This window comes from Parasphingopyxis sp. (assembly GCF_052168295.1).
Taxonomy (GTDB): domain Bacteria; phylum Pseudomonadota; class Alphaproteobacteria; order Sphingomonadales; family Sphingomonadaceae; genus Parasphingopyxis.
This window is the reverse complement of the sequence record NZ_JBQLZN010000088.1, coordinates 17,478-35,843: the sequence shown is the minus strand read 5'-3', so window position 1 is coordinate 35,843 and position 18,366 is coordinate 17,478. Positions and strand designations below refer to the sequence as shown.

The window sequence follows — 18,366 nt, the reverse complement described above, 5'->3', positions numbered from 1 at the left end:
TTCAGCCGGTCTGCCGGTTCACGAGATTCTCGAGATATTCCTGCCGCCCGGACACGGGCCTCGGATCGCGATTGGCGGCCAGTGCCTCTTCGGCGAGATCGGCAAGGCTGAGGTCGCCGGATAGTATTCTCTGCCCCTTCTCGCCGGTCCATCCGGTATAACGTTGTTCGCGGAAGGCGGCGAGCTGGCCGTCCTCTATGATCTTCTCCGCGATCAGCAGGGCGCGAGCCAGCGTATCCATGCCGCCGATATGCGCGTGGAACATGTCTTCGGCATCGATCGACTGGCGGCGCAGCTTGGTGTCGAAATTGAAGCCGCCGCTCGTGAAGCCGCCCTGCTCCATGATCATCGTCATCGCCGCGGCGAGGTCCGCGGCATTGTTCGGATATTGATCGGTATCCCAGCCATTCTGCGGATCGCCGCGATTGATGTCGATCGAACCGAATATGTCGTGCGCATAGGCGCTCGCCACTTCATGCTCGAAACTGTGCCCGGCGAGCGTCGCGTGATTGACCTCGATATTGACGGCATATTCTTTCTCGAGCCCATAGCGGCGCAGAAAGCCGGCGACGGTCGCAACGTCATAGTCATATTGATGCTTGGCCGGCTCCTGCGGCTTGGGTTCGATGAGCAGCAGCCCCTTGAAACCGATCTTGTGCTTGTGCTCGGCGACGAGCGCGAGGAAGCGGCCAAGCTGGTCGAGCTCGCGCCGCATATCGGTGTTCAAGAGGCTGTCATAGCCTTCGCGCCCGCCCCAGAGCACGTAATTCTCGCCGCCCAGCCGGTGCGTCGTTTCGAGCGCGAGTTTCACCTGCGCTGCGGCATAGGCGAAAATATCGGGATCGGGATTGGTCGCCGCCCCGGCCATGAAGCGGCGATGGCCGAACAGATTGGCCGTACCCCATAAGAGGCCGAGCCCCGTCTCCTCCATCTTCCCCGCGATAATCGATTCGGCATCGGCGAGCTTGCGTTCATGGTCGCGCAGCGATTCCGGTGTCTCCATCACGTCGAGATCGTGAAAACAGAAATAGGGCGCGCCAAGTTTGGCGATGAAATCGAAGGCGGCATCGAGGCGGACGCGATTACTCTCGGCATCCCAGCGCCCGGTCAGCCAAGGACGCTCGAACGCCGGATCGCCGAAAATGTCATGCCCGCCCCAAGCGAAATTGTGCCAGAGGCAGACCGCCATACGCAACTGCTCGCGCATCGGCTTGCCGAATACCACGCGCTCGGACTCATAGACACGGAATGCGAGCGGATTGTCGCTGTCCGGGCCTTCGAAGGCAATGGGCGGGATATGGTCGAAATAGTGGGTCATGCGTGGACTCCCTTGAGCGCGGGATAGAGACGGGACCAGGCGGCGTAGCGGTCCGAAAGATCGTTTTCGGGTTCGAAAACCTTGCCGGGATCGGGCCGCGAGAGGATCGCATCGGGCGGCGCGCCGGACGCCAACGCGCCAAGCTGTGCGGCACCGAGCGCAGCCCCCGCATCGCCGCCTGCGACCTGGGCAACCGGACGGCGCAGCGCATCGGCGATCATCTGCGCCCAGTGGTCCGACCGGCTGCCGCCGCCGACCAGATGGACGACCGTGTCTCCGGCTTCGCCCAGCGCATTGTGGCAATCGGCGAGTGCAAAGGCGACGCCCTCCAGCGCCGCGCGAATGAGGTCGCCGGGTCCGGTGTCGGCGGTGATGCCGGCAAAAGCACCGGTCGCTTCGGCATCGTTATGCGGCGTGCGCTCGCCGGACAGATAGGGCAGGAAATAGGGACCGGCTTTAGCGCTTTCCGCGGCAGCGAGCGCCTCGGCGACGCTGGCGAATCCGCCAAATCGCGCGGCCCAATCGAGCGTCGCGGCCGCAGACAGGATAACGCCCATTCGATGCCATCGCTCCGGCAGAGCGTGGCAATAGCAATGCACCGCAGCATCCGGATTCGGGCGCGGACTCTCGTCGGCGACGAAGAAGACGCCCGACGTGCCGAGCGATATGAAGGCGTCGCCCGGATCGGCGGCACCGAGCCCGATTGCGCTGGCGGCGTTGTCCCCTGCCCCGGCCGCGACCGGCACCGCTTCCATACCCCAGCGGTCAGCGACGGCGGGACGCAACATGCCGGTCGGCTCGCAGCCCTCATAGAGTCGCGGCATATGGCGTTCGGAAAGGCCGGTCGCGTCGAGCATCGCGTCCGACCATGCGCGCCCCGCGATATCGAGCCAGCTTGTGCCGGCTGCGTCGCTCATGTCGCTGGCCTTGTCGCCGGTCATGCGCAGGCGCACAAAATCCTTGGGCAGCAGGACGGTTCGTATCGCCGCGAAGACGTCCGGCTCGTGCTCGGCGATCCAGAGCAGCTTGGGCGCCGTGAAGCCGGGCATGACGAGATTGGCGGTGATCTCCGTTGCGGCGAGAACGCGGCGCATCAGTTCTTCGCACTGCGCGGTACTGCGTCCGTCGTTCCACAGGATGGCGGGCCGCAGAACCGAGTCGTCTGCACCGAGCACAGTCGCACCGTGCATCTGGCCGCTGAGCCCGATCCCGCCCACAGTCTTGCGGAGTTCCGGCGGCAGGTCCAGCACTGCGCGCTCGGTGGCCGTCCACCAGTCCTCCGGGTCCTGCTCGGACCAGAGCGGCTGAGGCCGGGACACGGTGAGTGGTGCTTCGGCCTGCGCGGCGATCGCGCCGTCACTCCCAAGCAGCAGCGTCTTTATCGACGACGTCCCGATATCGATGCCCAGCCACATCACCGCACATCCATATGCACGGTGCCGCTCAGTGTTTCGCCGGGATCGAGAACCGTCATCGGCGCGCCGATACCGTTGAGCGCGTTCGGCACATGGCTGATTGGCTCGAGGCAGAGGAAGTCCGCATCCGCCGGCTGGAAGTAGTGGAGATAATCCAGGGGGCCGCATGCGCGCAGCTCGAGCCTGCGATCGGGCCATGCAATCGCCGCCCGCTTGCTCCAGCCCGACAGGCAATTGTCGGGCGGCGTGGGCAAGCCATCCGGGTAGCGCGCCTCTTTGGTCGGGATCCCGTTTCGATCCGTGAGCAAGACGGTATCGGCGGCGATCTCCACCGTGCCGCCCATCGGGTCGGCGAAATAGGGATGGAGACCGATACCGGCCGGCATTGCACGCTCATCGCGATTGGTCAGGTCGATGGCGATGTCGAGCGAATTCGGCTCAAGCCAAAATGTCTGCCGGACGCCAAACGCCCAGGGCCAGTCGCCGGCAGGTTCGGCAAGCGCGATCGTCAGATGCTGCGGCCCCCGATCTTCGAGCGTCCAGCGGCGCTGCCAGGCGAGACCGTGAATCGCGTGCGGATGATCGCCGAAGTTGAGCGGTACCCGATAGTCGCGCCCGGCAAATGCGAAGCGCCCTTCGGCGATCCGGTTGCAATAGGGCGCGAGCGGGAAGCAGCCGGATTGCAGTGGCTTCTCCATCGGGTCGCAGACATTCTCCGGCAGCGGGCGGAATATCTCGCGGTCGGAAATCGTCCAGCGCGCAACGATCCCGCCATCAAGATCCACCTGAAGCCGGACGTCGCGCGCGGCCAGCGACAGCGCCGCCAAATCCTCGGTCATCCCAGCCTGTCCGGTCATCTCATCTTCGCACTTGGCAATTCGCTAACCATCGGGTTAATGTAACAAGCAGTCTTTGGAGAGAAATGCAATCGCGCAGCCCCATACGCCCGATCTGCCGCGCTGGCGCCGGATAAGCTACGGCTTCGGCGATTTCGGATTCAATCTCTATTGGTCCAGCGCCAGCCTCTTCCTGCTCTATTTCTATACCGACGTCCTCGGCCTGCCCAACCAGACGGCGGGCTTCATCTTCCTGATCGCCATGGTCTGGGACGGGATTACCGATCCGATCATGGGCTATATCGCCGAACGCACGCGTTCGCGCTGGGGCAGCTATCGGCCCTATATCCTGCTCGGTGCCGTGCCGCTCGCAGTGACGCTCGTCCTCATGTTCTCCGATCCGGGCACCGAGGGCATGGCGCTCGCCCTTTATGCCGGCGCGACTCATGTGCTGTTCCGCACCATTTATACGATCCTCTCCATCCCCTTCAGCTCGCTCTCGGCGCGAATGACGCGGAGCAGCGAAGTCCGCAACGAGCTCGCCGCCTACCGGATGGTCGCCGCCACGCTGGGCGGCCTGTTCGTCGCTTTCTTCACGCTGCGCCTCGTCGCCTGGTTCGGCGAAGGCGATGCGGCGACGGGCTTCTACTGGACGGCGATACTCTATGCCGCCCTCTCGCTGCCCGTCTTTCTCTTCGTCTTCCTGACGACACGCGAACCCGAGCAACCGGTCGACGCCGAAATGCGGCCGGCCTCCTTGCTGTCCGCCCTGTCGGCCCTGAAGACCAACCGGCCGTTCCTGCTCGTCTTCGGTGCGACGATGCTCGGCATGGGCGCCAGCGTGCTGACCAGCAAGACGCTGATCTATTACTATAAATATACGCTGGGCGACGAACTGGCGTCCGGGACCGCGCTCGCCGTGATGACCGGCGGCATGGCCCTGTTCGTGCCGGTCTGGGCATTGATCACGGCCAAGACCTCCAAGCGGTTCGTCTGGGCGACGGGCACCGCGATTTCGATCGCCGTCTCGCTGGCGCTCTATTTCAACCCGTACGAAACCGTGCCCGTCGTCACCGCCCTGTTCGCCATCGGCGCGCTCGGCTCGGCTGCCGGCGTCCTCTCCTTCTGGTCGACGCTGCCCGACACGGTCGAGTTCGGCCAGTGGCGTACCGGGGTCCGCAGCGAATCCCTGGTCTTCGGCCTCATGTCCTTCGCCCAGAAAGTGAGTTTCGGGCTGGCGGCCGCGCTGCTCGGCATATTGCTCGACCTGGTCGGCTACCGCGCCAATGTCGAACAGAGCGCGGAGACGATGGACGGCATCAAGGCGATCATGACCCTGCTGCCGGCCCTGTTCGGTGTGTGCGCCTTCCTGCTCATCCGCGCCTACCCGATCGACGCCCGGTTGCACGGGCGGATCGGGCGCGTGCTCGAACGGCGCGAACGGCGCGCGAGCAGCGCATGACTAGCGCGTTCACCGGATTGGACAATTTGCGGGGATGCCGCCTAAGGACCGTCGCGAGGAGGACGGCTCCATGAACGAGGCAACGAAGATCGAGCGCAACCTGAACCAGCGGGAGAAGCAGCGGATCCGGACGCGCGCGAAGATACTGGATGTCGCGCTCACCACCTTCGCGGCCAAGGGCTTCGAGGGTGCGACGCTGCGCGATATTGCGGCCGAGGCGGACGTCAACCACGCGCTGATCAAATATCATTTCAACAGCAAGGACAATCTCTGGAAAGAGGCCGTCCGCTTCCTTTTCGAACGGATGCACGAGGAGCTTGCGGTCGACGCGAAGGAAGAAGCCAAACTCAGCGAGCTGGACCGGCTCAAGAACGCAATCCGGCGCTATGTGCGCTATTGCGCGCGTCATCCCGAACATGCGCGGATCATGGTTCAGGAATCGATCCGCGACGGCAAGCGGCTCGACTGGGCGGTCGAGAACTTTATCGGGCCGCAGCATGCCGATGCGCGGCCCGCTTTCCTGCGCCACATGCGCGAGGGGCTCTGGCCCGACGTCCAGGATATCTCGATCAGCTACATCCTGGTCGCCGCCAGCCAGATGATTTTCGTGCTCGCACCCGAAATCCGGCGGCTCTACGGCGTCGACACGCTCTCCGAGGAGGTCGTCGATGCGCATGCGGAGGCGATGATCGAGCTGTTTTTCAATCACAAGGTCGAGGACGACTGACGAAAGGGGCGCCTATGAGGCTGTTGCTGATACTGTTTTCTCTGGTCGCGGCCATACCCGTAGCCGCATCGACCGGAACCCAGCGCCCCAACATCATCGTCATCTTCACAGACGATCTCGGCTATGGCGATCTCGGCTCCTACGGCGCCGACCTGATAGCGACGCCGGCGCTTGACCGGATGGCCGCCGAGGGCGTTCGGCTGACGAGCTTCTACGCTGCCGCCAATGTCTGCACGCCGTCGCGCGCGAGCCTCTTGACCGGCCGCTATGCGATCCGCTCGGGCCTCGCCGAACAGGTGATCCAGCCCTGGAGCACGCACGGCCTGCCGGCCGACGAGATCACCATCGCCGAGATGCTGGGCGGCAATGGCTATCGCACGGCGCTGATCGGGAAATGGCATCTCGGACATCAGCCCGAATATCATCCGCTCAGGCACGGCTTCGATACCTTTTTTGGCATTCCCTACAGCAACGATATGAACCCGCTCGCGCTGTACGAGGGCGAAACGGCGGTCGAGCAGCCGGTCGAACAGGCGACGATGACGCAGCGCTTCACCGACCGCGCGATCGCGATCGTCGAAGCCGAGGACGAGCGCCCCTTTTTCATCTATCTCGCCCATCCGATGCCGCATATTCCGCTCTACGCGACCGAACAGTTTCGCGGGCGCTCTGAGGCCGGACTCTATGGCGATGTCGTCGAGGAACTGGACTGGCACACCGGGAGGCTTCTCGACGCGCTGCGCAATTCGGGACAGGCGGACAACACGCTGGTTATCTTCACGAGCGACAACGGCCCGTGGTTCGAAGGTTCCACCGGGGTCCATCGCGGCCGCAAAGGCGGCAGCTGGGATGCCGGATATCGCGTACCCTTCATCGCCTGGTGGCCGGGGCAGTTGCCGGCGGGCGCGGTATCGGACGCATCGGCGATGATGATCGATCTGCTGCCGACATTCGCAGGCCTGACGGGATCCGCCATGCCAGACGACCGGCCGATCGACGGCCGCGACATCTGGCCGGTGCTGACCGACGGCGCCGATTCGCCGCACGAGGCACTCTACTTTTTCAACAATGCCTATCTGACCGCGGTCCGGGCCGGGAACTGGCGGCTCGTCGTCCAGGATTATTACCGCACTTTCGACCTACCGTTCGACCAGTTCGGCTGGTTCCTCTTATTCGACCTGAGCCGCGATCCGGCCGAACGCTATAGCTTGGCCGATAGTTTTCCGGACATTCTGGCCGAGATGCAGGCCCGTCTCATGGCCGCGCGCGAACGGTTCGACGTGCCCGAACGCCCGCCGTTCCGGTTGCCCGTGCCGGATCCTCAGGATACCGATTCCGAACCCGACAGTTGACTTTCCAATTGGTGAGCGAGTAGTTCGTTATCCGACCGGATAACGAACGGCAAAAGCCGGCACCGGTCTGACCTTTGGGAGAGGAATGGGGATCATGACAGGCAAACGGATTCTATCTGGTGTCGCACCGGGCGCCATCGCCGCAGCGCTTCTGAGCACGCCGGCGACGGCGCAGACCGCATCGGGAGGGGCGGCCACGACCGGCAACGCGCCGATCATCGTCACCGCGCAACGGCGCGAACAGCAATTGCAGGACGTGCCGATTTCGGTGTCCGCCTTCTCGGCCGAAGATCTGGCCAACCGCCAGGTGGACGAGCTTTCGGAGATCGAACAACTCGTCCCTTCCGTGACCTTCGGGACCGGCACGAACACCATCAACAGCGCGGTTCGGATTCGCGGTATCGGCACCCAGGTGTTCAGTTCCGCAGTCGAACCCAGCGTTTCCTTTGTCGTCGACGGTGTTGTCCTGTCGCGCCAGGGCCAGGCCTTCACCGACCTCATCGATATCGAACGGGTCGAGGTGCTGCGCGGTCCGCAGAGCACGCTTTTCGGCAAGAACGCGTCGGCAGGTGTCGTCAACGTCGTCACCCGTCGGCCGAGCGACGAGTTCGAGTTCGAGGGCGACGTGCTCATCGCCGAGCAGGACGAATATCGAATGCGGGGCACCGTATCGGGACCGCTCGCCGACGGCATCGGCGCGCGGCTGACCGGGTACTACTCCCATATCGGTGGCCATATTCGCAATCAGTTCGACGATAGCGACGTGAACGGTTCGGAAAATTGGGGCCTGCGCGGCAAGCTGGAATTCGAATTCACGCCCGATTTCGACCTGCTGCTGATCGGTGAGTATCGGGACAGCAATATCGACCTCAACCAGTGGCAGGCGCGCCAGATCAGCACGCCGGCCTTCTTCACGGCCAATCCCAATATCACGCCAAGCCCGACCAATCGCGAGGTGAACGTCAATGCCGTGCCGGCCAATTTCGCGGAAACGATCGGCTTTTCGGGCGAGGCGAACCTGAACATCGGCGACCATACGCTCACGTCGGTTACCGGCTATCGCGAGTGGGATTTCCAGAACAATGTCGATGTCGACGGCACGCCATCGGTCGGTGTGCCCGGAATATTGGGCTTCGACATCAATCGCGGCCGCACGCGGCTCGAGCAGTTCACGCAGGAAGTCCGGCTGACATCGCCGTCGGGCGGTCTGTTCGAATATATCGTCGGAGCCTTCTTCTTCGACCTCAATCTCGACCGGCGCTTTGAAAGAAAGCTCTGCCTGGCCGGGCTCGGACCCGAAGCCTGCCCACAGATATCGATCCCGCCAGCCCCCGGCTTTCCGCCGATCCTGCCGCTCTCGCAATCGGGTTTCTTCGAAGGCGATGTCGGCAACCGGAATTATGCCGCCTTTGCCGACGTCACCGTGAATATCGCCGACAATTTTCGTGTGATCGGCGGCATCCGCGTGTTGCGCGAGGAACTCGATGTCAGCCTCATCCGGCCGCTCGAACCGCTATTCCCCGGCGATGCCGTACTCAATGCGCAGATCGCGCCGGCGAACATCTTCGTCGACGATGACGGCGATGGTGATCTCGATCCGATCGTCCAGAACAGCAGCTTCCGGGACACGGCGGTAACCGGTCGTGCAGTCGTGCAGTATGAGTTCTCGCCGGATGTGAACGTCTATGCGAGCTATGCGCGCGGATATAAGGGGCCGACCGCCGATGTCGCGTTCGATCCCGACTTCATTCCCGGCAACCGGAACGTATTCCCGGTGGTCAATCCGGAATCTTCCGACGCGTTCGAGATAGGCCTGCGCTCGCAATGGCTGGACGGCGCGCTGACCGTCAACGTATCGGCTTTCCTTGCCGACTATCAGGATTTCCAGGCCCAGTCCTTCGACCTGCAATCGGCCAGCTTCGTGCTGTCCAATGTCGGTGAAGTGCGCACCCAGGGTGTCGAGTTCGAGATTTCGGCCAGGCCGTCCGACCGACTGACCTTCGATGCCGGGTTCACCTATACCGATGCCAGTATCCGCAGCTTCCCGAACGGACAATGCTTCGTTCCCAACGTCCTCGATCCGAATTGCGTCGGCGGGGTGAAGGACCTGTCGGGTGCCCGCCTGCCATTCGCACCCGAATATCGGGTGCTGCTGAACGGTCGCTACGAAGCGCCGATCAGCAATTCGCTCGAGGCGTTTGTGCAGGCGTCGATGCGCTTTCAGAGCGAAGTCCAGTTCGGACTCGACCAGAATCCCAACACGATCCAGGACGGCTATGCTATTGTCGATGCTACCATCGGCATCGGTGATATCGACGACGATTTTACGGTGAGCCTGTTCGTGCGGAATCTGTTCGATACCAACTATGCGGCGCTGATATTCCAGGACCCGCTGCTTACCGGCGCGGTCAACCTGCAACAGTTCCGGCCCAGGGACGCGGACCGCTATTTCGGCGGCTCGGTGCGGTTCCGGTTCTGACGCGGCGGCGGTTCGATATATGGGCAGGCAGATGAGGCTTTTGATGGTCGCGCTTCTCAGCCTGCTCTGGGGCTGCTCGGCCGCGCCGCCTAACGCTCCAGCGGCCGGAGCGCCGGGTGCGGATCGCCCCAATATCGTGCTGATCGTCGCCGATGATCTCGGCTGGTCCGACGTATCGAGCTACGGTCTGGACCGTGTTCCAACGCCGAACATCGACAGGATCGCGGCGGACGGGGTAGCGTTTACGAACGGCTATGTGACCTCGCCGGCCTGTGCACCTTCCCGTGCCGCACTCATGACGGGCCGCTACCCTCAAAGTTTCGGTTTCGAATATAACATGTTTCCGCAAGACGGCACGCGCGGCTTGCCCCAATCCGAGACGACGATCGCCGAAACGCTGGACGCTGCCGGATATCGCACGGGACTGGTCGGCAAATGGCATCAGGGGGTTCAGGACCATCAATATCCGACGAACCGGGGATTCGACGAGTTTTTCGGCTTTCTGTCCGGTACGATCACCTATATCGATCCTGCAGCGCCGGGCATCGTGAATGCGCGGCCCCCTGAGACGCCGGAAACGACCCCGCGCGACGCGGCCTCATCGGTCTATACCGGCGCCGATCGGCAGCTTGTTGACAATTACAACCGCTATCTGACTCACGAACTGACGCGCGAAGCCGTGCGCTTCATCGAAACGGGCGGTGAAGAGCCGTTTTTCCTCTATCTCGCGCATCATGCGCCGCATCGGCCCTTCCAGGTGCCGCAACGCTACTACGACATGTTCGCCGACGAACCCGATCATGATCGCCGCGTCTATATGGCCATGATCGCGGCGATGGACGAAGGCATCGGGGACGTTCTCGACGCACTCGAAGCCCGAGGGCTCCGCGAGAACACGATCGTGATCTTCACCTCGGACAATGGCTGTCCGTCGCGCTTCGGCGTGTGCGATTGTTCGGCGCCTATCAATGCCGGAAAGTTCACACATCTCGAAGGCGGCATCCGGGTACCGTTCCTGATGTCCTGGCCCAATGGGATCGACAGACGCGGCTTCGTCGATGAGCCCGTCTCTTTGCTCGACATTTTTCCGACACTGGCCGCCGTGGCAGACGCGCCCGGTCCCGCCGCACTTGACGGGATCGATCTCGTCGCGGCGCTCGGCGACGACATGGCGCCGGCGCGCGAGCGTGCGCTGTTCTGGCGGCAGCGGCCGGTAAGCGCGCTGCGCGATGGCGACTGGAAATTCGTCCGTGCACCGAACGCCATGGGCCGTCTCTACAATCTCGGGGACGACCCGGCAGAAACCGCGGACCTTTCATCGGCCTTTCCGGACAGGACCCGGGCAATGGACGACCGCCTCTCACTTTGGGAGCGCGACTTGCCCGAGCCGAGCTGGCCGAGTTTCTTCGAACGACCGGTCGAGGTCTGCGGACGCGAATCCTATGCAGTCTATTAGCATGGCGAAGCCTTGCGCGACGGCCGCTATGCTGTGCCCAGCCAACCACTCATTCTCGAACGATCAGCGCGAAGCGAAGGGAAATTCTCTTGACTGACTATGGGCCCCGCAAGGGCATGACCGGCGCCGAGATCGCCGAGACGGTGGACACAATCCTCGCCGAGGCGACGCTCGAGGAGAAGGTCGGCATGATGTCCGGCAAGGGCTTTCTCAAGCAGATCGCCGAGGATGAGGGCGTGTGGGGCGCGCGGCCCTATCGCGCGGGCGGCGGCATCGAGCGCCTGGGCGTCCCGTGCCTCTGGTTCACCGACGGCCCCCGTGGCGTGGCGCGCGGCCAATCGACCGCCTTTCCCTGTTCGATGGCGCGCGGCGCGAGTTTCGACGTCGACTTGGAACGCCGGATCGGCGAGGCGATGGGGATCGAAATTCGCGCGCAGGATTGCAACCTTTCCGGCGCGGTCTGCATCAACCTGCTCCGCCATCCGGCCTGGGGCCGGGCGCAGGAAACCTATGGCGAAGACCCGCATCATCTCGGCGAAATGGGCGCCGCGCTCGCCACCGGCCTCCAGACCCACAATGTCATCGCGACGGTGAAGCATTTCGCGCTCAATTCGATCGAGAATACGCGCTTCCAGATCGACGTCACGATCGGCGAACGGCCCTTGCGCGAAGTCTATCTGCCGCATTTCAAGCGCGTACTCGACGCCGGCTGTGCGAGCGTGATGAGCGCATACAACAAGCTCAATGGCGAATATTGCGGCCAGCACCGCATCCTGCTCACCGACATACTCCGCGGCGATTGGGGATTTGAAGGGTTCGTCCATTCCGACTGGATGCTCGGCGTCTACAAACCCTATGGCGCGAGCGCGGGGCTCGATATCGAAAATCCCGAACCGCTGGTCTATGGCGAAAAGCTCGTCGCGGCCGTCGAAGCCGGTCATGTCGAACCTGAAGTCATCGACCGCGCCTGCCGCCGGATATTGACGACGCTCTATCGCTTCATGGCCGCCGAAGACCCGCTCGCGGACTACACCGAGACGCTCGTCGCGAGCGAAAGCCATCGCATGCTGGCCCGCGAGGCCGCGGAAAAGAGCGCCGTGCTGCTCAAGAACGATGCTGTTCTGCCCCTCGACAAAGAGAAGACCGGCAAACTCGCCGTGCTCGGCAGGCTCGCGGCGACCGAAAATACCGGCGATCACGGCTCGAGCCGGGTGCGCGCACCCTATGTCGTGACGCCGCTTCAGGGCTTGCGCGAGTATCTCGGCGAGAGCGCCATCCTGACCGGCGTCGAGAGCGAGCTGGACGCGGCGCGACGGGCGGCGAGCGAAGCCGATGCCGTCGTCGTCGTCGTCGGTTACACGGCGGACGATGAGGGCGAGTTCATACCTGGCGATCTCGTTCCGCCGGGCATGTCGAAGCAGGTCGCAGAAGCGGCCGAAGCGGTCGGCCGCGATCGGCCCAACCAGCCGCGCGGCGGCGACCGCGCGAACCTCAATCTCCCCGACGACCAGGTCGCGCTGATCGACGCCGCGGCGGAAAGCGGCAAGCCCGTGATAGTCGTGATCGTCGCGGGATCGGCGGTAATGGTCGAAGGCTGGCAGGGCGGCGCGGCCGCGATCCTGCAGACATTCTATGCGGGCATGGAGGGCGGCCATGCGCTGGCGCGCCTCTTGTTCGGCGACGTATCGCCATCGGGCAAGCTGCCCTTCACCGTGGCGCGCGACGGGGCCGACTATCCCTTTTTCGACCGGACCGCGACGGCGATCACCTACGATCTGTGGCACGGCTATACCAAGTTCGAGCGGGACGGCACGAAGCCCCGATATCCGTTCGGTCACGGACTGAGCTACGCCGAATTCGGCTATCGCGGCCTGCGGCTCCGCGAGACGGACGATGCGATCATCGCTTGGGTCAGCGTCACGAACAGCGGCGAAACCCCGGCGGAGGAGATCGTGCAGCTCTATGTCGGAGCGCCGGGCGTCACCGTCGAGCGGCCTGCCAAGCAGCTCATGGCTTTCGACCGGGTCGCACTGGATCCGGGCGAGACGCGGACGATCGCGCTGACCGTGGACAAGGCGCAATTGCGATACTGGGACGAAAACCGGCAGGGCTGGCGGCACGAAAGCGGCCGATACCGGATTGCCGTCGGCGGATCGTCGGACGATGCCGCGCTTCTGACAGCCGAGCTGGACCTATAGGCGAGCCGACGGCAAGCCAGCCGGAAACGCCCCGGCTTGTGTCGCCATGCAAAACCAGCATGCTGGCCGCAGACCGCCAAGGAGCAGGAATACGATCATGAAAGCGCTATTTGCAGCCATCGTCGCAATGTTTTCTCTGATAGCCGGCTGCGCGGACGATCCTGCCGATGAGGGGCTCGAGGCGCAGGAAGTCGCCGACACCGCCTGCGGTCTCGCCGACGCGCAGCAGGGTGCGTTCGTCGAGATCGCCGCCGGGTCCTTCGAAAAGGGCCGGGATGCACTCTATCCTGAAGAGGGTGTGCCGATGCAGCTCGCCGTCGAGGGGTTCGCGATCCAGATTCACGAGGTCACCAACGATCAGTTCGCGGCATTCGTCGATGCGACCGGCTATGTCACCGATGCCGAGCGCGCCGGATCGGCGCTGTTCGAAAACAGCAACTGGCGGCTGGCCGAAGACGCGACCTGGCGCACGCCGGAGGGGGCGGGATCGACGATTCAAGGCCGCGGCGGTCACCCGGTCGTCCATGTCAGCCATGCCGATGCCCGCGCCTATGCGGAATGGGCCGGTGGCCGATTGCCGAGCGAAGTCGAATGGGAATATGCAGCCGCACAGGGATTGCGCGACCCCGAAAACCCCTTCTCCGGCGCTTTCGACGATGCCGGACGGCCGCTTGCGAATGTCTGGCAGGGCATATTCCCCTATCAGAATACCGGCACCGACGGCTTCCTGACGACGGCCGCCGCCGGCTGCTTTCCGGAAAGCGAAGCCGGGCTGTACGATATGATCGGCAATGTCTGGGAATGGACCGATACGCCGTTCGGCCCGGGCCGTCATACGATCAAGGGCGGATCGCATCTGTGCGCCGAAAATTACTGCCGCCGTTATCGGCCCGCCTCGCGCCAGCCGCAGGAAAGCGATTTCTCGGCCAGCCATATCGGCTTCCGGATCGTGCGCGACCTCGATTAGGGTGAATTTCGTGGACCGTCCCGTTCCGGTGACACAGAATTGAGGCCCTGGCTGCGCGCTTTGGAACTTCAGACACCGATATTCGGGACGCCGCATCCAGCGTGCGGCTTATCAATGCCGCTAAATCATGGCAGGCTCGAACGATGAAATTCCGAATTATCGCCCTTCTGTGGCTCGCTCTGTCATTTCCCGCAATCGCTCCGGCAATGGTGCCCGACTTGCTCGGCGAGGAATCGCCCGAGAGCGCCGAACCCGCAGAGCAGAATATCGAGACCGCCGATAACGGACCGAGCGATGCAGAGATCACCGATCGGATTACCGACATTTTCGGCCAGATCGATGCACTGTCCGACGTGACGGTCTCGTCGGCGGCCGGCGTCGTTGCGCTTGGCGGATCGGTGCCGACCGCCGAGGATATCGACCGCGCCGAAGCGATCGCCAATCGGGTAACCGGTGTCGTCACGGTCGAGAATGGCATCGAACGCAATCTGGATGTCGATACGAATGTCACGCCGGCGGTGACGGCCCTTCAGGAGGATCTGCGCGGGCTTGCCCATGCCTTGCCGTTGATCGCCGTGGCGTTCGGTATCGCGATAGTGATCGGATTGCTCGGTTACTGGCTCGCGGCACGCAAGCGCCTATGGGAATGGGTTGCGCCTAACGCTTTCATGGCCGAGCTCATCGCGACGTCGATCCGCTTTATCGCGATCGTGCTCGCTATCGTCGCGCTCTTGCAGATATTGGGCGCGACCGCGCTGCTGGGGGCGGTGCTCGGCGGCGCGGGCGTAATTGGTCTCGCGATCGGCTTTGCCGTCCGCGATACGGTCGACAATTATGTATCGAGCCTGATGCTGAGCCTGCGCCAGCCGTTCCGCGCCAACGACCATATCGTGGTCGATGAGCATGAGGGGCGTGTCGTGCGGCTGACATCGCGCGCGACCATCCTGATGACCCTCGATGGCAATCACCTGCGCGTGCCCAATTCGGTCGTCTTCAAATCGGTCATCCTCAACTATACGCGCAATCCGGAACGGCGCTTCGACTTCGCGCTCGGCATCGATGCCGAGGACGATGCGGCGGACGGCATCGCGGTTGGCCTTGCGGCGATCAACGCCTTGCCGTTCGTGCTGTCGACGCCCGAGGCCACGGGCATCATAAGCGAGGTGGGCGATTCGAACATCGTGCTCTCCTTCCAGGGTTGGGTCGATCAGACGAAGACGGATTTTCTCAAGGGCCGCAGCCGGGCGATCCAGGGGGCGAAGACCGCACTGGAAGAGAAGGGTTTCGCGCTTCCCGAGCCCATCTATCGTGTGCGCTTCGACGATATGGCACCCCTTCCGATCAAGCAGGCGCTGTCCGATGCACCGGATCGAAACCGGGGCGAGACGCGAAAATCGCCGAAACCGGAGACGGAGGATCAGGATACCCGGCCCGATACGCATATCGAGCGGCTCGTCGACGAGGAACGGGCGGAAACGGTCGAGGACGACCTGCTCGATGATCGGCGGCCGATCGAATAGCGGCGCGTCAGGATTGCCCATAATCTCCGGTATCGGAACGACAATCGTCGCCGCGCCGCCTTGCTGGCGGAACCGCTATGCGGCACAGCTGTCACGATGACAGGCAATGGCCCGCTTTCGCTCCTCCCCGCGCCCGTCGGTTCGTTGAGCCTGTTCCTCGATTTCGACGGAACGCTGGTTCCGCTCGCCGCCCGTCCCGATGCGATCGACGTACCCGCCGGTCTCGCCCCGCTTCTGGAAAGCAGCGCGCAGCGGCTGGATGGCCGTCAGCTCGTCATCAGTGGCCGGACGATCGCGGATCTCGACCATTATCTCGATACGCACGCGCTCTCGCTGTGCGGATCGCATGGATTGGAAATGCGGATTGCGGGCGGCGGGGAGCGGCTGGCGGCCGAGGATTTCGATCTTGCCGCCTTGCTCGCTGAACTCGAACGCTATCGGCGCGACCAGCCTGGCCTCGAAATCGAGCGCAAGCGCTTCGGCGCAGCGCTCCATTACCGCCAGTCGCCGGAACTGGCCGATACGGTTACCGCTTTCGGAGAGGAGTTCGCCGCGCGCCACGGGCTTTCGGTCAAGAAGGGCAAGATGGTCGTCGAGCTCGTTCCGCCCGGCTATGACAAGGGCATGGCGGTGAAAGCGATCATGCGGGAGGACGCGTTTGCGGGCTCGGTGCCGCTCTATATCGGCGACGATGTAACCGACGAGGACGGGTTTCGCGCGGCGCGCGAACTGGGCGGTACTGCGATCATCGTCGGCGAGCGCGAGAGCGAGAATGCGGCGCACCGGCTGGCCGCACCGCGCGATGTCCATGCGCTCATCGCAGCGATTGCCGGAGCGCCGCGATGACCGCCGATCTCCAGCTATGGCCGATCGGCAATTGCCAGGTCAGCGCATTGCTCAATGCCGCCGGATCGATCGTCTGGAGCTGCGTGCCGCGCGTCGACGGCGATCCGGCCTTTTGCGCGCTGCTCGATACGGCCGAGGACGGCAATCCGCCGCGCGGGATCTGGTCGGCCGAACTCGTCGACCAGGTCGAAGTGCGCTCGCGCTACCTGCGCAATACGCCGGTGCTCTCCACCGTGCTGACCGACGCCCGGGGCGGCTCGGTCGAAATGCTCAGCTTCTGCCCGCGTTTCGAACGCTCGGGGCGGATGTATCGCCCGGTCGCCTATGGCCGCATCATCCGGCCGCTTGCCGGTTCGCCGCGGCTGCGCATGCGCCTCGCGCCCACGAAGAATTGGGGCGATCCCGATGTCGCGCGGACCAATGGCACAAACCATGCCCGCTATCTGTGCGACGCGCACACGCTGCGGCTCAGCACCGACGCGCCGGTCGGGCATATCCTCGAGGAGCGCGCCTTCCGGGTCGAGCGCGCGCACCATTTCTTCCTCGGCCCGGACGAGCCGTTCGTGGGCAATATCGGACGCGAAGTATCGCGCATGTGCGACCTCACGATCGATTATTGGCGCTATTGGGTGCGCAGCCTGGCAACGCCGTTCGAATGGCAGGATGCCGTGATCCGCGCCGCGATCACCCTGAAGCTCTGCCAGCATGAGGAAACCGGCGCGATCGTCGCGGCGCTGACGACGTCGATTCCCGAAGCGCCGCATAGCGAGCGCAATTGGGACTATCGCTATTGCTGGATCCGCGACGCCTATTACACGGTGCAGGCATTGAACCGGCTGGGCGCGCTCGACGTGCTCGAAAAATATCTGAGCTATCTGCGCAACATCGTCGACGAGATGCAGGAGGGCGCGATCCAGCCGCTATTCGCGGTTTCGGGCGAATCCGAGCTGCCCGAGGCGGAGGCCGAGAAACTGCCCGGCTATCGCGGCATGGGCCCGGTCCGCATCGGCAATGCGGCGGCGCTGCAGACCCAGCACGACGTGTACGGCCAGATCATCCTGCCGACGATCCAGTCCTTCTGCGACCAGCGTCTCTTCCGCATGTCCGAACGGGCCGATTTCGAACGGCTGGAATCGGTCGGCGAACTGGCCTGGAAGATGCACGACCAGCCCGATGCGGGCCTGTGGGAATTTCGCACGCGATCGGCGGTCCACACCTATAGCGCGGTGATGAGCTGGGCGGCCTGCGACCGGCTCGCCAAGGCGGCGGCGATGGTCGGGCTCGCCGACCGGGCGAAGTTCTGGTCGGACCGCGCCGAAAAGGTCCGCGAGACGATCGAAGCCGAGGCGTGGCACGCGGAGTCCGGCCGCTTCGGCGCAAGCTTCGGTCGCGATGACGTCGATGCCAGCCTGTTGCAGCTTGTCGACATGCGCTTCCTGTCGCCCGACGATCCGCGTTTCATCGCGACCTTCGAGGCGATCGAGGAACGGCTTCGGCGCGGCGAGCATATGCTGCGCTATGACAGCGAGGACGATTTCGGCCTGCCTGAAACCGCCTTCAACATCTGCACTTTCTGGCTCATCGAAGCGTTGTTCCTCGTCGGCCGGAAGGAGGAGGCACGCACCCTGTTCGAACAGATGCTCGCCCGGCGCACCGAATCCGGACTGCTTTCGGAGGATATGGATTTCGAGACCGGCGAGCTCTGGGGAAACTTTCCGCAGACTTATTCGCTGGTTGGCATAATCAATTGCGCCGGCCTGCTGTCGGTGCCCTGGAGCCAGATGAGGTGA

General features: G+C 63.8%; 13 protein-coding genes. 10 read left to right on the top strand and 3 right to left on the bottom strand.

The window, feature by feature from the left end; translation table 11 throughout:
• Nucleotide 1: 1 nt before the first annotated feature.
• Genes xylA through ACTS1Z_RS14175 form a run of 3 tightly spaced genes read right to left on the bottom strand, consistent with a single transcriptional unit; the run spans nucleotide 2 to nucleotide 3,572 of the window.
• Nucleotides 2-1,318 carry a xylose isomerase gene (gene xylA / locus ACTS1Z_RS14185; RefSeq protein ID WP_442625126.1) on the bottom strand — a complete coding sequence of 439 codons (1,317 nt, stop codon included), beginning with the start codon at nucleotides 1,316-1,318 and terminating at the stop codon, nucleotides 2-4.
• Nucleotides 1,315-2,733, bottom strand: coding sequence for a xylulokinase (gene xylB, locus ACTS1Z_RS14180; RefSeq protein ID WP_442625125.1), 1,419 nt, complete (start codon nucleotides 2,731-2,733; stop codon nucleotides 1,315-1,317). Before xylB ends, xylA begins: the two co-directional genes overlap by 4 nt.
• Entirely contained in the window at nucleotides 2,733-3,572 is an 840-nt protein-coding gene (locus ACTS1Z_RS14175; RefSeq protein WP_442625124.1) for an aldose 1-epimerase, read from the bottom strand. Before ACTS1Z_RS14175 ends, xylB begins: the two co-directional genes overlap by 1 nt.
• Before the next feature lie 73 nt (nucleotides 3,573-3,645).
• Between ACTS1Z_RS14175 and ACTS1Z_RS14170 the strand changes: the two genes are divergently transcribed.
• The 10 genes from ACTS1Z_RS14170 (at nucleotide 3,646) to ACTS1Z_RS14125 (ending at nucleotide 18,366) form a co-directional block, all read left to right on the top strand.
• Nucleotides 3,646-5,031, top strand: coding sequence for an MFS transporter (locus ACTS1Z_RS14170; protein WP_442625123.1), 1,386 nt, complete (start codon nucleotides 3,646-3,648; stop codon nucleotides 5,029-5,031).
• Nucleotides 5,032-5,101: 70 nt separating this feature from the next.
• Complete coding sequence (locus ACTS1Z_RS14165; RefSeq protein WP_442625122.1) at nucleotides 5,102-5,758, top strand: TetR/AcrR family transcriptional regulator; 657 nt, start codon at nucleotides 5,102-5,104, stop codon at nucleotides 5,756-5,758.
• A 14-nt stretch (nucleotides 5,759-5,772) separates the two neighbouring features.
• Nucleotides 5,773-7,110: a sulfatase family protein gene (locus tag ACTS1Z_RS14160; protein ID WP_442625121.1), complete on the top strand. Its 1,338-nt coding sequence runs from the start codon at nucleotides 5,773-5,775 to the stop codon at nucleotides 7,108-7,110.
• Nucleotides 7,111-7,204: 94 nt separating this feature from the next.
• Nucleotides 7,205-9,589, top strand: a complete 2,385-nt coding sequence (locus tag ACTS1Z_RS14155) for a TonB-dependent receptor (protein ID WP_442625120.1) — start codon at nucleotides 7,205-7,207, stop codon at nucleotides 9,587-9,589.
• A gap of 43 nt (nucleotides 9,590-9,632) precedes the next feature.
• Nucleotides 9,633-11,045 (top strand): sulfatase-like hydrolase/transferase, encoded by a 1,413-nt coding sequence (locus tag ACTS1Z_RS14150; protein ID WP_442625119.1) that lies wholly within the window; start codon nucleotides 9,633-9,635, stop codon nucleotides 11,043-11,045.
• 89 nt (nucleotides 11,046-11,134) lie between these two features.
• A complete protein-coding gene (locus ACTS1Z_RS14145) occupies nucleotides 11,135-13,243 on the top strand; it encodes a beta-glucosidase (RefSeq protein ID WP_442625118.1) in 2,109 nt (702 codons plus the stop codon).
• A gap of 97 nt (nucleotides 13,244-13,340) precedes the next feature.
• Nucleotides 13,341-14,210, top strand: coding sequence for a formylglycine-generating enzyme family protein (locus ACTS1Z_RS14140; RefSeq protein ID WP_442625117.1), 870 nt, complete (start codon nucleotides 13,341-13,343; stop codon nucleotides 14,208-14,210).
• Nucleotides 14,211-14,353: 143 nt separating this feature from the next.
• Nucleotides 14,354-15,730 (top strand): mechanosensitive ion channel domain-containing protein, encoded by a 1,377-nt coding sequence (locus ACTS1Z_RS14135; RefSeq protein ID WP_442625116.1) that lies wholly within the window; start codon nucleotides 14,354-14,356, stop codon nucleotides 15,728-15,730.
• Between the two features lie 96 nt (nucleotides 15,731-15,826).
• A complete protein-coding gene (gene otsB / locus ACTS1Z_RS14130; RefSeq protein WP_442625115.1) occupies nucleotides 15,827-16,576 on the top strand; it encodes a trehalose-phosphatase in 750 nt (249 codons plus the stop codon).
• Entirely contained in the window at nucleotides 16,573-18,366 is a 1,794-nt protein-coding gene (locus ACTS1Z_RS14125; protein ID WP_442625114.1) for a glycoside hydrolase family 15 protein, read from the top strand. Before otsB ends, ACTS1Z_RS14125 begins: the two co-directional genes overlap by 4 nt.

Excerpts from the sequence above, each read along its gene's own strand:
- xylA (WP_442625126.1), bottom strand. The coding sequence starts at position 1,318 with ATGACCCACTATTTCGACCATATCCCGCCCATTGCCTTCGAAGGCCCG.
- xylB (WP_442625125.1), bottom strand. The coding sequence starts at position 2,733 with ATGTGGCTGGGCATCGATATCGGGACGTCGTCGATAAAGACGCTGCTG.
- ACTS1Z_RS14175 (WP_442625124.1), bottom strand. The coding sequence starts at position 3,572 with ATGACCGAGGATTTGGCGGCGCTGTCGCTGGCCGCGCGCGACGTCCGG.
- ACTS1Z_RS14165 (WP_442625122.1), top strand. The coding sequence starts at position 5,102 with ATGAACGAGGCAACGAAGATCGAGCGCAACCTGAACCAGCGGGAGAAG.
- ACTS1Z_RS14160 (WP_442625121.1), top strand. The coding sequence starts at position 5,773 with ATGAGGCTGTTGCTGATACTGTTTTCTCTGGTCGCGGCCATACCCGTA.
- ACTS1Z_RS14155 (WP_442625120.1), top strand. The coding sequence starts at position 7,205 with ATGACAGGCAAACGGATTCTATCTGGTGTCGCACCGGGCGCCATCGCC.
- ACTS1Z_RS14150 (WP_442625119.1), top strand. The coding sequence starts at position 9,633 with ATGGTCGCGCTTCTCAGCCTGCTCTGGGGCTGCTCGGCCGCGCCGCCT.
- ACTS1Z_RS14140 (WP_442625117.1), top strand. The coding sequence starts at position 13,341 with ATGAAAGCGCTATTTGCAGCCATCGTCGCAATGTTTTCTCTGATAGCC.
- ACTS1Z_RS14135 (WP_442625116.1), top strand. The coding sequence starts at position 14,354 with ATGAAATTCCGAATTATCGCCCTTCTGTGGCTCGCTCTGTCATTTCCC.
- otsB (WP_442625115.1), top strand. The coding sequence starts at position 15,827 with ATGACAGGCAATGGCCCGCTTTCGCTCCTCCCCGCGCCCGTCGGTTCG.
- ACTS1Z_RS14125 (WP_442625114.1), top strand. The coding sequence starts at position 16,573 with ATGACCGCCGATCTCCAGCTATGGCCGATCGGCAATTGCCAGGTCAGC.